At 68.7% G+C, this 14005-nt stretch carries 14 protein-coding genes; 11 read left to right on the top strand and 3 right to left on the bottom strand.

Translation table 11 applies throughout. The features are described from left to right. The first annotated feature begins 104 nt into the window (after positions 1-104). Positions 105-995, top strand: coding sequence for a carbohydrate ABC transporter permease (locus AC2ITM_RS17135; RefSeq protein WP_486469764.1), 891 nt, complete (start codon positions 105-107; stop codon positions 993-995). Beyond that, a complete protein-coding gene (locus AC2ITM_RS17140) occupies positions 992-1813 on the top strand; it encodes a carbohydrate ABC transporter permease (protein WP_486469657.1) in 822 nt (273 codons plus the stop codon). Before AC2ITM_RS17135 ends, AC2ITM_RS17140 begins: the two co-directional genes overlap by 4 nt. Here AC2ITM_RS17140 and AC2ITM_RS17145 read toward each other — a convergent pair. Continuing rightward, entirely contained in the window at positions 1810-2907 is a 1098-nt protein-coding gene (locus tag AC2ITM_RS17145; RefSeq protein WP_486469658.1) for an ABC transporter ATP-binding protein, read from the bottom strand. The genes AC2ITM_RS17140 and AC2ITM_RS17145 overlap by 4 nt on opposite strands. Positions 2908-3108: 201 nt before the next feature. Between AC2ITM_RS17145 and AC2ITM_RS17150 the strand changes: the two genes are divergently transcribed. From AC2ITM_RS17150 to AC2ITM_RS17165, 4 genes are read left to right on the top strand one after another with little or no spacing between them, the layout of a single operon-like run. Further along, positions 3109-3507 (top strand): allophanate hydrolase-related protein, encoded by a 399-nt coding sequence (locus tag AC2ITM_RS17150; RefSeq protein ID WP_486469659.1) that lies wholly within the window; start codon positions 3109-3111, stop codon positions 3505-3507. Continuing rightward, a complete protein-coding gene (locus tag AC2ITM_RS17155) occupies positions 3504-4181 on the top strand; it encodes a cysteine hydrolase family protein (protein WP_486469660.1) in 678 nt (225 codons plus the stop codon). Before AC2ITM_RS17150 ends, AC2ITM_RS17155 begins: the two co-directional genes overlap by 4 nt. After that, complete coding sequence (locus AC2ITM_RS17160; RefSeq protein ID WP_486469661.1) at positions 4178-4867, top strand: cysteine hydrolase family protein; 690 nt, start codon at positions 4178-4180, stop codon at positions 4865-4867. The genes AC2ITM_RS17155 and AC2ITM_RS17160 overlap by 4 nt, the downstream gene beginning before the upstream one ends. Beyond that, the gene (locus AC2ITM_RS17165) at positions 4864-6276 is read left to right on the top strand and encodes an amidase family protein (RefSeq protein WP_486469662.1); all 1413 of its coding nucleotides are present in this window, start codon (positions 4864-4866) and stop codon (positions 6274-6276) included. Before AC2ITM_RS17160 ends, AC2ITM_RS17165 begins: the two co-directional genes overlap by 4 nt. Positions 6277-6283: 7 nt before the next feature. Here AC2ITM_RS17165 and AC2ITM_RS17170 read toward each other — a convergent pair whose 3' ends face one another. Further along, positions 6284-7057, bottom strand: a complete 774-nt coding sequence (locus AC2ITM_RS17170; RefSeq protein WP_486469663.1) for a carbon-nitrogen hydrolase family protein — start codon at positions 7055-7057, stop codon at positions 6284-6286. Between the two features lie 60 nt (positions 7058-7117). Then, complete coding sequence (locus AC2ITM_RS17175; protein ID WP_486469664.1) at positions 7118-8842, bottom strand: thiamine pyrophosphate-binding protein; 1725 nt, start codon at positions 8840-8842, stop codon at positions 7118-7120. Positions 8843-9038: 196 nt separating this feature from the next. Between AC2ITM_RS17175 and AC2ITM_RS17180 the strand changes: the two genes are divergently transcribed. The 5 genes from AC2ITM_RS17180 to AC2ITM_RS17200 all read left to right on the top strand — a co-directional run bounded on the left by AC2ITM_RS17180 (position 9039) and on the right by AC2ITM_RS17200 (position 14002). Beyond that, complete coding sequence (locus AC2ITM_RS17180) at positions 9039-9743, top strand: GntR family transcriptional regulator (RefSeq protein ID WP_486469665.1); 705 nt, start codon at positions 9039-9041, stop codon at positions 9741-9743. 318 nt (positions 9744-10061) lie between these two features. Next, on the top strand, positions 10062-10868 hold the full coding sequence (locus AC2ITM_RS17185; RefSeq protein ID WP_486469666.1) for a helix-turn-helix domain-containing protein: 807 nt from the start codon (positions 10062-10064) through the stop codon (positions 10866-10868). Between the two features lie 79 nt (positions 10869-10947). Next, the gene (locus AC2ITM_RS17190; RefSeq protein ID WP_486469667.1) at positions 10948-12240 is read left to right on the top strand and encodes an ABC transporter substrate-binding protein; all 1293 of its coding nucleotides are present in this window, start codon (positions 10948-10950) and stop codon (positions 12238-12240) included. 54 nt (positions 12241-12294) lie between these two features. Beyond that, positions 12295-13179, top strand: a complete 885-nt coding sequence (locus AC2ITM_RS17195) for a carbohydrate ABC transporter permease (RefSeq protein ID WP_486469668.1) — start codon at positions 12295-12297, stop codon at positions 13177-13179. Further along, positions 13172-14002 carry a carbohydrate ABC transporter permease gene (locus AC2ITM_RS17200; protein WP_486469669.1) on the top strand — a complete coding sequence of 277 codons (831 nt, stop codon included), beginning with the start codon at positions 13172-13174 and terminating at the stop codon, positions 14000-14002. Before AC2ITM_RS17195 ends, AC2ITM_RS17200 begins: the two co-directional genes overlap by 8 nt. Positions 14003-14005 lie beyond the last annotated feature (3 nt).

Raw genomic sequence — 14005 nt, forward strand, 5'->3', positions numbered from 1 at the left:
TTTCCTGACACCCCCGCCCCCTTGTCTGACGCCCCCGCCCAGAAGGAGCCCCCCGCGTGAGCGATCTGTCCCTTGCCCCGGCCCGGCCGCAGACCCGGCCCCGCATGGCCTTCGTGCGGCGGCGGCGCTGGTTCCTGGTGGCCATGGCCACGCCCGCGCTGGCCTATATCCTGGTGGTGGCGGTCTGGCCGGTGCTGCAGGGGATGTACTTCAGCCTGTTCGACTACAACCTGCTGAAGCCGCACCGAACGAAATTCGTGGGTCTGGACAACTATCTGCATGTCTTCGACACGCCCGCCAACCGGGCGGCCTTCGTCAATACCGTGATCTTCACCTGCGCCGCCGTCACCGCCGAGCTGGCCCTGGGGTTCGGCCTGGCGCTGGCGCTGTGGCGCGACAGCCGCTTCAACCGGATCGCGCTGGCGCTGGTGCTGGTGCCGGTGACGATCACGCCGCTGGTGGTCGGGCTGATCTGGCGGGCGCTGCTGCTGCCGGATTTCGGGCTGGTGGGCTACTGGCTGGCGCATTGGGGCCTGAGCGATCCGCGCGGGCTGCTGGCCGATCCCGCGACGGCGCTGGCGACGCTGATCGGCATCGACATCTGGGAATGGACGCCGATGATGGCGCTGATCCTGCTGGCGGGGCTGAAATCGCTGCCCCAGGACATCCTCGAGGCCGCCCGCACCGATGGCGCCACAGGTCTTCAGCGGGTGCGGCTGATCGTGATCCCGCTGATGCTGCCGGCGGTGCTGCTGGCGCTGATGATCCGTTCGGTCGACGCCTTCCGGGTCTTCGACAGCGTCTATGTCACCACCGGAGGCGGCCCCGGCAACAGCACCAACACGCTGATGCTGCAGGCGGTGAAGGAGGGGCTGCAGTTCTTCGACATCGGCGCGGCATCGACCTTGGGCAACGTGACGCTGCTGTGCATCGCGCTGATCGCGGGCGGGCTGATCGCGGTGATCCGCCGCGCCGACCGGAGGGCCAACGGATGATCGCCCACGACCGCCGCGCGGTGCGGCTGGAACGGCTGGTGGTGCTGCTGGCGCTGGTGCTGGCGCTGGCACCCTTCCTGTGGCTGGCGGCCACCGCCTACAAGCCCGGCCGCGACATCTTCGCCATGCCGCCCACGCTGCTGTTCACCCCCACGCTTGAGAACTTCCGCAAGGTGCTGACGCTTTTCGACGTGCCGATGCTGCTGCTCAACAGCCTGAGGATCGCCGGGACCTCGGCGCTGCTGTCGCTGCTGGTGGGGGTGCCGGCGGGCTATGCGCTGGCCCGCGCGCGCAGCCGCTGGGCGATGGGGCTGGCGTATTTCTTCATGGCGATCCGCATGGTGCCACCGGCGGCCACGCTGATCCCCTTCTACCTGATGATGCGCGATGTGGGGCTGCTGGGGCAATGGATCAGCGTCGCGCTGATCAACACCACGCTGAACGCCGCCTTCGTCAGCTGGATGATGTTTTCGTACTTCCGCAGCCTGCCGAAAGAGCTGGAAGAGGCCGCGATGACCGATGGCTGCACCCAGTTCGGCGCCTTCTTCAAGGTTGCCCTTCCGGCGGTGCGCCCCGGCATCATCGCTGCGGTGATGTTCTGCATCCTGTTCTCGTGGAACGATTTCCTGTTCGCCATGTTCCTGACCCGGCTGCAGGACAAGCCGATTTCCGTGGCCCTCTTGTCAGCCTACGGCACCAAGGACATCACCTGGGGGACGCTGGGGGCGCTGGCGCATTTCTCGACCCTGCCGGTGGTGGTGATCGTGCTGGGGCTGAACCGCTACTTCGTGCAGGGCCTGACCCGCGGCATCCACTAGATCCGCTTGCCGGTCGCGGGGTCGAAGAAATGCAGCCGCGCGGCATCGGGGGCAAGCGTCAGGGCCGCGCCCCGCCGCAGTGGCGCGGTCGCAGGCAGCGAAACGCGCAGCCGCAGCTGAGACAGCTCGGCCCCCTCCTGATCGGCAGCGCCCTGCACCAGCTCGACCCCCGGCAGCGTCACATGGGCCAGAAGCGTCGCGCCCAGATCCTCGACAAAGGCCACCTCGCCGTGCAGCGCGCCCGCAGGGTCCAGGACCAGCGCCTCGGGGCGCAGGCCCGCGATCACCGGACCCGGACGCGGCGGCGCTGGCAGCGCGATCGCCCCCTGCCCGGTCAGCAGCCGGTCCCCCTCGACCCGGGCGGCGAACAGGGTCATCGGCGGCGTGCCGATGAAGCTTGCCACGAACAGATCCGCCGGCGCATCGTAAAGCCTGCGCGGCGTATCCAGCTGCAACAGCTCTCCGGCATTCATCACCGCCACCCGGTCGCCCATGGTCATCGCCTCGACCTGATCGTGGGTCACATAGACCGTCGTCACCCCCGAGGCCCGCTGCAACCGCGCCACATCCGCCCGCATCTGCGCCCGCAGCCGCGCATCCAGGTTCGACAGCGGCTCGTCCATCAGGAAGGCCTGCGGCGCGCGCACCAATGCCCGCCCCATCGCCACCCGCTGCCGCTGCCCGCCCGACAGCTGGCCGGGCTTGCGTTGCAGGTGTGCCTCCAGTTCCAGCAGCCTTGCGGTCTCGAGCACCCGGGCCGCGAGCTGCGCCTTCGGCATCCCGCGCACCTTCAGCCCGAAGCCGATGTTCTGCGCGACCGTCAGATGGGGATAAAGCGCGTAGCTTTGGAACACCATGGCGATGTCGCGATCGCGCGGCGCCAGATCGTTCGCCCGCACGCCGCCGATCATCAGATCCCCACCCGAGACCTCCTCCAGCCCCGCGATCATCCGCAGCGCCGTCGACTTGCCGCAGCCCGAGGGGCCGACCAGCACCAGAAACTCGCCCTCGCGGATGGTCATGTCCAGGCAGCGGATCGCCGCATAGCCGTCGGCATAGCGTTTGGTGACCGCGCGGAACTCGATCTCGGACATGCTGGGGCTCCGGTGTGTTCGATTTTGTGACAGGCCCGCAACCCCCGATGGAGCCATCGGAAATGCGCGGGCAGCAGGGTCAGGCTATGCGGGTTCCGCAGGCATCGCAAGGAAAGCCGTGTTCGAAAATGTTGATTAATGTTGTTTTCGCGAAAACTGGGCACTAGCCTGGCCAAGACCCCCTCAGGAAGGCTGCCCGAGATGAGTTCATCCGATCCGCTGATCCCGGTGGCCGTCTGCGGCGCGCATATGTCGGGCATGGCGCTGAACGCCCGGCTGACCGACAAGGGCGCCCGGCTGCTGCGCGCCGACCACACCGCCGACTGCTACCGGCTGATCGCCCTGCCCACCCAACCGCCGCGCCCCGGGCTGATCCGGCAAGCGCCCGGCACCGGTCACGCCATCGCGCTGGAGATCTGGCAGATGACGCCCCGCGCCCTGGGGCTGCTGATGACCGAGATCGACCAGCCGCTGGGCATCGGCACGCTGACGCTGGCGGATGGCAGCACCGTCAAGGGGTTCCTCTGCGAGGGGCTGGCCGAGGGCACTGACATCTCGGGCCATGGCGGCTGGCGGGCCTATGTGGCGGCCACGGCATGACCACGGTTGCGGGGCTCTACCCCTGGCCCTTCGACGGGGATCTGAGGGCGGCGAACACCGCGGTTCTGGTGATCGGGATGCAGCGCGACTATCTGGATCCGCAGGGCTGGCTGGCCTGCACCGGGCAGGACGTGGCCCCGCTTGCGGCGTTGGCCGCACCGATGGCCCCGGTCCTGACGGCGCTGCGGCGCGCGGGGCTGGCGGTTCTGCACCTGCGCGAGGCCCATCGCCCCGATCTGCACGACCTGCCGGCGACGAAACGCTGGCGCACCGCCCGGATGGGCGCCGAGGCAGGCCAGCCCGGCCCCCTTGGCGCGCATCTGGTGCGCGGGGCGCCGGGATCGGATCTGGTGCTGCCCGCCCTGCCGGCCGAGGATATCGTCGATGTCACCGGGCGCAGCGGCTTCTACGGCACCGACCTTGATGCGCTGCTGCGGCTGCGGGGCCTGCGCAACCTGGTGCTGATGGGCACGCTGACCGACGGCATGGTTCAGGCCACCCTGCGCGAGGCCAATGACCGGGGCTATGAATGCCTGCTGCTGGAAGACCTTTGCGCCAGCACCGATGCGGCGCATCACGCGGAACAGATCCGTATGCTGGGGCTGGCGGGGGGGCTATGGGGATCCGTCGGCCTCAGCCGCGACCTGCTGGGCGCGCTGAAGGTGACGGCATGAAGATCGCGGCCCGCCCCTATGACTGGCCCATTGCCGGGGCGCTCGACCCGGCCGATACCGCGCTGATCCTGATCGACATGCAGATCGACTTTTGCGGCGAGGGCGGCTTTGCCCATCAGGCGGGATCGGATTTCGCCCTGCTGAACGCCACCATCGCCCCCACCCTGCGGGTGCTGCAGGCCTTCCGCGCCGCCGGGTTCTTCATCCTGCACACCCGCGAGGGGCACCGCCCGGACCTGAGCGACCTGAACGCCAACAAGCGCTGGCGCTCGGCCCGCGCGGGGGCCGAGATCGGTACCTCCGGGCCCTGCGGGCGGATGCTGACCCGTGGCGAACCGGGCTGGCAGATCGTCCCGCCGCTGGCCCCCCTGCCGCACGAGCCGGTGATCGACAAGCCCGGCAAGGGCGCCTTCCATGCGACCGACCTTGATCACCTGCTGCGCCGGCGCGGCATCGCGAAGATCGTCTTCGCGGGCGTCACCTCGGATTGCTGCGTCCACACCACCATGAGCGAGGCCTGCGACCGCGGCTATGACTGCCTGCTGCTGCAGGACTGCTCGGCCTCGGTCTTTACCGCGCATCACGCCGCGATCCTGGATTTCACCCTGCGCGACCAGGGGCTGTTCGGGGCGGTCACGACATCGGGCGCGCTGCTGGCGGCCCTGACACCGAAGGACGGAACATGAGCTGGGACAGACGCACCGGATCGCTGGATATCGAGACCCTGCGGGCGGCCTATGCGGCGGGGCTGTCGCCGGAAACCGTGGTGCAGGCGGTCTACGACCGCATCGCGGCGCGCGGGCCCGATCCGTCCTGGATCCGCCTGATCCCGCGCGAAGACGCGCTGGCGCGCGCCCGCGCCCTGGCCGCCGATCCCGCCGCAAGATCCCTGCCGCTTTATGGCATCCCCTTCGGCATGAAGGACAATTTCGACCTGCAGGGCTATCCCACCACCCATGGCATCCGGGCACTGGACGGGGCTGTGGCGCAGCAGACCTCGGCCCTGATCCGCATCCTGCTGGAGGCCGGCGCCATCCCCATCGGCAAGCAGAACCAGGACCAGTTCGGCATGGGGCTGGTGGGGCTGCGCAGCGATTACGGCGTGCCGGGCTGCGTCTTTGATCCGGCCTATCTGTCGGGGGGATCCAGTTCCGGGGGCGGGGTGACGACGGCGGCGGGGCTGGTCAGCTTCTCGGCCGCCAATGACGCCGCCGGATCGGGGCGGGTGCCGGCGGCGCTGAACAACATCGTGGGCTACAAGCCGACGCCGGGCCTGGTGCCGCGCGCGGGCGGCACCGCCGCCGGCATGGTGGGCGCCGACAGCTTCCTGACCCTGACGGTGCAGGATGCCGTCACCCTGTCGAACCTGTGGATCCGCTACGACCCCGAAGACCCGTTCTCGCGCCCCGAGGCGGGCGACATCACCCTGACCCTGCGCCCCGCGCCCCGGCAGTTCCGCTTTGCCATCCCCTCGCCCGGGACGATCCTGTTCTACGGCGACCAGGAGGCGCGGCGGCTGTTCCACGACAGCATCGCCCGGCTGGAGGCCCTGGGCGGCACCGCCGTACCCATCGACTTTACCGAATACCTGGAGGCCGCGCGGCTGCTCTACGAAGGGCCCTACATCGCGCAGCGCTATGCCAATTTCGGCCCCTTCCTGGAACGCCACCCCGGCGCGCTGCACCCCGCCACCGCCGAGATCCTGTCCTGGGGCCGCAAATACGATGCCGCCGACGTGTTCCGCGTGCAGTATCTGATGGCCGGGCTGAAACAGAGGACGCGGGCCCTGTTCCGCGACATCGACATCATGGTCACGCCCACCTGCCCCACCACCCACACCATCGCCGAGGTTGCCGCCGACAACATCCGCCTGAATGCCAAGATGGGCACCTACACGAATTTCGTGAACCTGCTGGATCTGCCGGCGATCTCGGTTCCGGCGGGGTTCCGCGCCGATGGCAAGGCGCTTGGCACCATGCTGATCGGCCCGACCTGCGGCGACAATCTGATCTGCGACATCGGCGCGGCGCTGCACGCCGCCTGCGGCCTGACCGTCGGGGCCACCGCGCTGAAGGCGCCTGCCGCGCCCGCCTGAGGCGCCCTCAGGCCCCCGGCACCAAATCCGCCAGCTGCGTCGACATCAGCCCTGCGGGGTAATCCTGAACGGGCGGCAGATCCGTCACCAGCAGTGCCGGTGCCCGCCCCGCCGCCGCCAGCACCTGCCCGTCCGGCCCCACGATGACCGAACCGCCCCCGAAGGCCAGACCCTGCTCGGTGCCGCAGAAATTCGCATAGGCGATGGTCAGGCGGTTCTCCAGCGCGCGGGCCGGGACCAGGACGCGCTGGACATGCTCAAAGCCCGCGGGATTGGCGGTCGGCACCAGCAACACCTCGGCGCCGCGCTGCGCCAGCGCCCGGGCATGTTCGGGGAATTCGATATCGTAGCAGATCTGCAACCCGTAGCGGCGGCCCTGCAGCGTGAAGACCGGGGCGGGATCGGGGCCGGGGGCGAAGCTGTCACGCTCCATCGCGCCAAAAAGCTGCCGCTTGCGGTAATGCGCCAGCACCGCGCCATCGGGGCCGATGGCGGTGGCGCTGTTGTAGACCGTATCGCCCGCGCGTTCCGCCCAGCCCAGCACCAGCGCCAGCCCGGTGCCCCGCGCCAGCGCCTGCAGCTGCACCATCCAGGGGCCATCGACCGCCTGTGCATCGCGGGCATGGCGGGCGGGCAGGTTGTAGCCCGGCAGGTAAAGCTCGGGCAGCAGAAGCATCCCCGCCCCCATCGCCTCGGCAGCGCGGGCGGCCGACGACAGCCGCGACAACGCCCCGGGGGCGCCACCGTCGGTCGGGCAGGATTGCAACAGGGCAAGACGCATGGCGGACCTTTCAGGCAGGCAGGCCCCCACCCTGCCGTGCCAGAGGGGGACCTGCAAGGGTCAGTAGAAATAGGGCAGATTGCGGGCCTTGGCGGCGCGCACCCAGGGCGGCACGAAGGGCACGATCTGGTCCTGCGAAGGCACGCGGATCTCGATGAAGCTGGCGCCTTCATGGGCCAGCGCGCGGGTCAGCACGGCCTCGATCTGGTCCTCATGGGTGATCCGGTCGGTCTGAAAGCCAAAGCCCTCGGCCACCTTCAGGTAATCGACACCGCCGAAATCCGTGGCCCAGGGCACATCGACATTGTCCATCAGCACCGCCTCGCCCCGGATCCAGCCATAGGTGTCGTTGCGGCACAGGATCACCGTCACGTTGCGGCCGCTGCGGCGCAGGGTCTCGAAATCGCCCAGCACGAAGGCCAGCGACCCGTCGCCGGTGAAGGCGATCACCGGCCCCTCGCCCGCATGCAGCGCCCCAAGCGCCGCCGGCACCGCATAGCCGAGCGATCCCATGGAATAGTTGGTGATATAGCGCCGCCCCGCCTGGCGCACCGACAAAAGCGCCGAAGGGTAGATCGCGCTGACCCCCGGCTCGGCGGTGATGATCGCATCATCGGGCAGCAGCCGGTCCACCACCTGGCTGAGCCGCACCGGCGACACCGTCCCCGCGGGCATCGGGATGTTGGAGCGGAACACCGCCTCGAGCGCCGCCTGCTTCATCGGCCCCAGGTCCAGCGACGCACGGGGGGCGGGATCGGGATCGGCCTCAAGCAGCTCCAGCATGTAGGCCAGCGTGGCGCGGGCATCGCCCACCATCGGCACCGCGACGGGGAAGTTGTTGCCCACATGCGCCTCGGCGATGTCGAGATGCAGGAAGGTCTTGGTTTCGGGCGCGCCGTACAGCTTCCAGTGGTCGGTGCTGCTGGAATCGGTGTTCGAGCCGACGAAGAACACCACATCCGCCGCCCCCACGTAGCTGTTGGAATACTCCATCCCGCCGCGCGCCCCGATCACCCGCAGCGCCAGCGGATGTGTTTCGGGGATGATGCCCTTGCCGGGGGTGGTGGTGGCAACGGGGATCTGCAGGCGTTCGGCCAGAGCCTGGACCTCGGCCGAGGCGCGCGAGGCCAGCGCCCCCTGGCCGCAGACGATCACCGGCTGGCGCGCGCCCTTCAGCAGCGCCAGTGCCTGGCGGACGCGGGCATGGTCGGCGACGGGGCGATGCGCGGGGTATTCGCCATAGGCGGGATCGGCGTAAAGGTCGGTGATCTCGGCGCTTTGGGTGAACAGGTTGATCGGCACCCGCACATGCACCGGCGCCGGCCGCCCCGAGGTCGCCACCCGGAACGCCCGGCGCAGCATGAAGGGGATCTCCTCGACCCGGGTCAGGTGGAAGGATTCCTTGCAGATGCTGGCGTAAAGCGCCGTCTGGTCCACCCCCGTCAGCCCGTGCCGCTTGTCCTGGTTGATCGGGATGTCCGAGCTGAAGAAGATCACCGGCACCGAGGACAGATAGGCCTCGGTGATGCCGGGGGTGCAATGGGTGACACCGGGGCTGGGGGCCTCAAGCACCGCCGGACGGCCGGTGATCTTGGCATAGGCCTCGGCGGCGAAGGCGGCGGTGCGCTCGTCCCGGGTCAGCACGAATTCGATGCCGGGGGCCTCGTGCCAGGCGCCGTACCAGCCGATCGTGGTTTCGCCGGGCAGGCCAAAGACATGGGCAACGCCGTGCAGTTCCAGCATCCTCAGGATCGCCTGGGCACCGGTCATCGTCTGGGGGGTCATTCTGGGCCTCGCACTCCGGGGGGGATTTCTGTATACAGACCTAAACTCAGCTTCGCGTTCAGGGCAATGGGGATCGCTTGCAATCCCGCCCCCGACGCTGCTGCAGCACCCGCCGGACCCGCATTGCGGGTTCATCCCGTGCCCGGATCGTGGCATGACCCCGGAATGCCCGCCCGGGCCCAAGCAGGAGCCGCCGATGCCCACCCCGCCCGCCGCCGCCGCGGCCTCGAACGTCGAGCGCGTCCATGCGGCGCTGCGCGATCTTGCGATCCGCTTCGAGCTGCGCCCGGGAGAGCGCATCAACGAGGGCGCGCTGGCCCAGCGGCTGCAGGTCTCGCGCACGCCGCTGCGCGAGGCGCTGAACCGGCTGACCGCCGAGGGCTTCCTGGAGGTCCGCCCCGGCCGCGGCTTCTTCGGCCGCCCGCTGGAGGTGAAGGCGGTGATGGACCTCTACGAGCTGCGGCTGAAGCTGGAGGTCTCGGCGGCCGAGCTGGCCTGCACCCGCGCCACCCCCGAGGCGCTGGAGGCACTGCGCGGTTTCCTGGCGCTCAGCCGCGAGGACCGGCCCGAGCGCGATGTCGAGGCGCTGGTGGCGCTGGACGAGGATTTCCATGAACGTCTGGCGGCGCTGTCGGGCAATGACGCCCTGCTGGAGATGCTGCGCCACACCAATGCGCGGATCCGCTTCATCCGCTGGATGGCGATGGAGCGCGGCCAGCGCCGGCACACCCAGCAGGAACATGCCGCCATCCTGGAGGCCGTGGCTGCGGGCGATGCCGCGCGGGCCCGCGATCTGCTGCAAGGCCATATCGACGCCCGGCAAGAGCAGATCACCCAGGCGATCCGCGACGGCTTCGCGGCGATCTACATGGCCGAGGCGCGCGCCCCCTCCGGGCGCTGATCCGCATCAGCCGCCGGGACAGCCCGCCCGCTGGCGGGCCGGACAGGGGCGCCTTTTGCCGCGCCGGTCTATTGCACCCGTCATCCCTCAATCGCGCCTGCCGCGCATGTAATGGCGTTCCGGGCGGTAGCGGGCTTGCTGCATCCAGCGTTTCAGCCATGCGGCAAGGCGTCGGCGGGGCGAACCGGGCTGTGCCATGACCTGTCTCCTTGGGCTGGCGCGACCGCCGTGGCATGTCGCGGCAGATCGGGGCTTGTCATGAATTTCATATTTGATAATTTCTAATTCCAAATATGAAAGATTCGCAAGAGGTGCCCCTTGACCCCGACGGAACGGATCCTGGACGTGATGGAATACCTGACCACCGCCGGCCCCGGCCCGGTCAAGCAGGTGGACATTGCCCGCGATCTGGGCCTGTCCCCGGCGACGCTGAACCGGATCGTCCGCATCCTGTCGGACCGCGGCTATCTGTTCCGCACCTCCGAGAAGTACCTGGTCAAGAATTTCACCCTGCAGCGCACCATCGGCATGACCGAAACCTACCTGGCCGAACTGCACCGCATCGCCGAGGCCCTGAGCCTGCAAGTCCATGCCGCGGTCGAGACCGTCGTCGTGATGGGCCACGAATTGCTGTGGCACGGCCGCACCGCCCACCCCGACCCTGCGGTGCAGATCGTCGCGCGGCCGGGATTTCGCCGGGGCCTGCTGGAATTCGACGCGCTGTCGCGGCTCTATCTGTCGACGCTCGATCCCGCGCAGCTGGAACGCGACTTCGACATGATCGGCTTTTTCGACACCGGCTGCGCCTCGGGTCGGGAAATCCGCTGGCTGCCCGGCACCGAGGTCCAGGCCCAGATCGCCGCGACGCGGGGCCTCGATTTTGCCTGCGACCGGGTCGCCAACCACGTCGGCATCCGCCGCTTCGTGACGCTGCTGCGCGATCCGCAGGGGCGCTTTCTGCACCTGCTGTCCATCGCCGACCGCGCCCCCCCCGGCACCGGCGAGGGCGAGACCGCCACCCGCTTTCGCCAGGCGCTGGACACGGCGCGCGGCACGCTTGAGGCCTTCATGGCCGACGAACAGGCCGGTGCCCGGGGGGGCATCCGGCTGCACAGGGTCACCTGAGCCCCCGGCAAGGGCCAGCCGCGGCGGGAGGAACGGACCGCGGCGCCCCTTCGGGTAAGACATTCAAAGGGAGGAAACCATGACCAAGATCCATCGCAGGACCATCCTGAAGGGCGCCCTGCTGTCGGGCGCAGCCCTGTCGCCGCTGCTGCGCGCCATGCCCGCGCGCGCCGCGACGAAAGAAATCAACGTGCTGCTGTTCTCGATGCCGGCCACCCGCGGGCTGCCGGCGCTGGCCGATGACTTCGAGGCCAAGACCGGCATCAAGGCCAAGATCGAGATCGTCGGCCAGAACGTCTTTGAAAGCCGCATCACCCTGTCGTTCACCGGCGGCGCGCGGGATCTGGACGTGGTCCATGCCCCGGCGATCCAGCTGCAACGCTGGGTCGAGGCCGGCTGGCTGGCGCCGCTGACCACCCAGCTTGCCGCGCTGACCGACAGCGGCGATTTCCTGGCCGGTCCGCTCGCCTCGTGCAAGGTGAAGGACGACACTTATGCGCTGCCCTTCTTCGCCGAGACCGGCCTGATGGCCTATCGCACCGACATCCTCGATGCCGCGGGCGTCGCCCCGCCCGAAACCTGGGACGACATGCTGCTCGTCGCCAAGGCCATCGACAGCGATGAAACCGCCGCCATCGCCATGCGCGCAGCACCCGGTCAGGGCTTCAACATGTTCGTCTTCCCGATGATCATGCGCGCCTATGGCGGCAGCTTCTTCAAGCACTACCCCGATGATCTGACACCCGCGCTCGACAGTGCGGAAAACCTGAAGGCCCTGCAGACCTATGTCAGCCTGCTGAAGGATTACGGCCCCGAGGGCATCGGCAACTTCAACTTCCCCGAGGTGGTGGCGGCGCTGCAGAACGGTCAGGCGGCGATCACCGTCGACGGGACCTCGATCGTGTCGCAGACGGTGGATCCCGAGGCGTCGAAATACGCCGACAAGATCCGCCTGGCGCTGCCGCCGGGGGGGCCTGCGGGACGTTCGCCCGCCATCGCGGTGCATGGCATGGGGGTGCCTGCGGGCACCAAGGATGTCGATGCGGCCTTCGCCTTCATCCAGTGGGCCACCAGCGCCGAGGTCCAGACCAGGCTGGCGCTGGCCGAACCCTTCCCCGACTTCACCCGCGCCTCGGTCGCGCAGGATCCGCAGGTGCAGAAGAAATACGCCGCCATCCAGGAGGATTTCCTGGACCTGCGCATCAAGGCGCTGAACGCGGCCAGCGGCCATTACCGCCCGCTGATCCCCCAGTGGCCCGAGATCGGCGCCGCAGTGGGCGACAATGTCAACGCCGCGCTGAACGGCATGGCCAGCCCCAAGGATGCGCTGGCCGATGCCCAGGACGAGATGAACGCGATCATGGGCCTGTGACGCCCCGGGGGCAGGCCCGCCGCCTGCCCCGCCCCTTTCCCAACGGAGTATCCCATGACGCCCGCGCGTGCTTCCGCCGCGATGGACCGAAGTTTCCGTCGCATGTTGCTGCCGGCCTCGCTGGCCGTCGGCATCTTTGCCATAGCCCCCCTGCTGGGGATGCTGGCCCTCAGCTTTACCGATTTCCACCTGATCCGCGGCTGGAGCGGCCGGATCGGCCTCCAGAACTTCCTGCGGCTGCTGAACGACCACCGCTTCGTGTCGTCGATCTACATCATGGCCGCCCTCAGCGTCTTCGGGGTGATCGCGCAGGTGGTGCTGGGCACCGCCATCGCGGTGGGGCTGGACAAGATCGTGAAATCCTGGCGCCTGGCGCGCGGCATCTTCATCGTCCCCTTCGCGGTGCCGCATGTGGCGGTGGCGCTGATCTGGCTGTCGCTGTTCACCCCCACCCTGTCGCCGGTCACCGCCCTCTTCGCGCTGTTCGGGATCGAGATCCCGGCCCTGCTGACCACCCAGACCGGCGCCATCAGCGCCATCGTCATCGCCGACACCTGGGCCACCTACCCCTTCGTCATGCTGATCGTGCTGGCAGCCCTGCAGGGGATTTCCCCCGACCTCGAGGAAGCCGCGGCGCTGGACGGCGCCAGCCGGGTGCGCAGCTTCTTCCGCATCACGCTGCCGCTGCTCTATCCGACGCTGCTGATGGTGGCGCTGTTCCGCTTCATCGAGACGCTCAAGCATTTCCCGCTGATCTTCGTGATGACCTCGGGCGGGCCGGGGCGGGCGACGCAGGCGACGAACTACTATGCCTATGTGCAGACCTTCCAGAACTCGAACGTCGCCTATGGCGCCGCGATCGCGGTCTTCCTGTTCGTCTTCGCCGCCGTCATCAGCTTTTACATCGCCCGCTTCAACGCGAGGTTCTCCGATGCATGACCCGACCCCCGCCTACCGCGCCAAGAGGGCCCTTGGCGTGGCGATGATGGTGCTGTGCCTGGCCTTCGCGCTGCTGCCGGTGGTCTGGGTGATCATCCTGGCGCTGCGCCCGCAATCGGCGGTCTTCGACCCGATCTGGAACAGCCCCACGGCACTCACCCTCGACAACATCCGCTCGATCGCGCGGTCGGACTTCCCGAAGGCGCTGCTGAACAGCTTCATCACCGCCGGATGCTCGACGCTGCTGGCGCTGGCGGTGGGGGTGCCGGGTGCCTTCGCGCTGGCCAAGCGGCGCTCGGCCAACCGTTTCCTCGCGTCCTGGTTGCTGCTGCTGCTGCGCATGGCGCCGCCCGTGGGCTTCGTGATCCCGCTGTTTCTGGTCTACGTGAAGGCCGGGCTGATCGACACCTATCCGGGGCTGATCTTTGCCTATACCTCGCTGACGCTGCCCTTCGTGGTGTGGTCCATGTGGACCTCGTTCGCGCAGATCCCGAACGAGCTGATCGAGGCCGGGCTGATGGACGGTGCCTCGCTGGGGACCGTGCTGTGGCGCATCGTCATTCCCGCCGCCCGCCCCGGGCTGGTCGCCGCCGGCGTCCTGAGCTTCCTGCTGGCCTGGAACGATTTCTTCTTCAGCCTTGTGATCACACGCTCGGATACGGTGACGGCCCCGGTCGCGGTGATGAACTTCGTCTCTTATGCCAGCGTCGACTGGGGCGCCATCGCGGTGGCATCCATCGCCCTGACGCTGCCCATCGTCCCCGTGATCATCGTCGCCAACAAGTACATCGTCCAGTCGCTGGGCGGCGCCGTGAAAGGATAACCC

The sequence above is a fragment of the Pseudooceanicola sp. NS-SX9 genome (assembly GCF_057380705.1).

Excerpts from the sequence above, each read along its gene's own strand:
- AC2ITM_RS17135 (WP_486469764.1), top strand. The coding sequence starts at position 105 with ATGGCCTTCGTGCGGCGGCGGCGCTGGTTCCTGGTGGCCATGGCCACG.
- AC2ITM_RS17140 (WP_486469657.1), top strand. The coding sequence starts at position 992 with ATGATCGCCCACGACCGCCGCGCGGTGCGGCTGGAACGGCTGGTGGTG.
- AC2ITM_RS17145 (WP_486469658.1), bottom strand. The coding sequence starts at position 2,907 with ATGTCCGAGATCGAGTTCCGCGCGGTCACCAAACGCTATGCCGACGGC.
- AC2ITM_RS17150 (WP_486469659.1), top strand. The coding sequence starts at position 3,109 with ATGAGTTCATCCGATCCGCTGATCCCGGTGGCCGTCTGCGGCGCGCAT.
- AC2ITM_RS17155 (WP_486469660.1), top strand. The coding sequence starts at position 3,504 with ATGACCACGGTTGCGGGGCTCTACCCCTGGCCCTTCGACGGGGATCTG.
- AC2ITM_RS17160 (WP_486469661.1), top strand. The coding sequence starts at position 4,178 with ATGAAGATCGCGGCCCGCCCCTATGACTGGCCCATTGCCGGGGCGCTC.
- AC2ITM_RS17165 (WP_486469662.1), top strand. The coding sequence starts at position 4,864 with ATGAGCTGGGACAGACGCACCGGATCGCTGGATATCGAGACCCTGCGG.
- AC2ITM_RS17170 (WP_486469663.1), bottom strand. The coding sequence starts at position 7,057 with ATGCGTCTTGCCCTGTTGCAATCCTGCCCGACCGACGGTGGCGCCCCC.
- AC2ITM_RS17175 (WP_486469664.1), bottom strand. The coding sequence starts at position 8,842 with ATGACCCCCCAGACGATGACCGGTGCCCAGGCGATCCTGAGGATGCTG.
- AC2ITM_RS17180 (WP_486469665.1), top strand. The coding sequence starts at position 9,039 with ATGCCCACCCCGCCCGCCGCCGCCGCGGCCTCGAACGTCGAGCGCGTC.
- AC2ITM_RS17190 (WP_486469667.1), top strand. The coding sequence starts at position 10,948 with ATGACCAAGATCCATCGCAGGACCATCCTGAAGGGCGCCCTGCTGTCG.
- AC2ITM_RS17195 (WP_486469668.1), top strand. The coding sequence starts at position 12,295 with ATGACGCCCGCGCGTGCTTCCGCCGCGATGGACCGAAGTTTCCGTCGC.
- AC2ITM_RS17200 (WP_486469669.1), top strand. The coding sequence starts at position 13,172 with ATGCATGACCCGACCCCCGCCTACCGCGCCAAGAGGGCCCTTGGCGTG.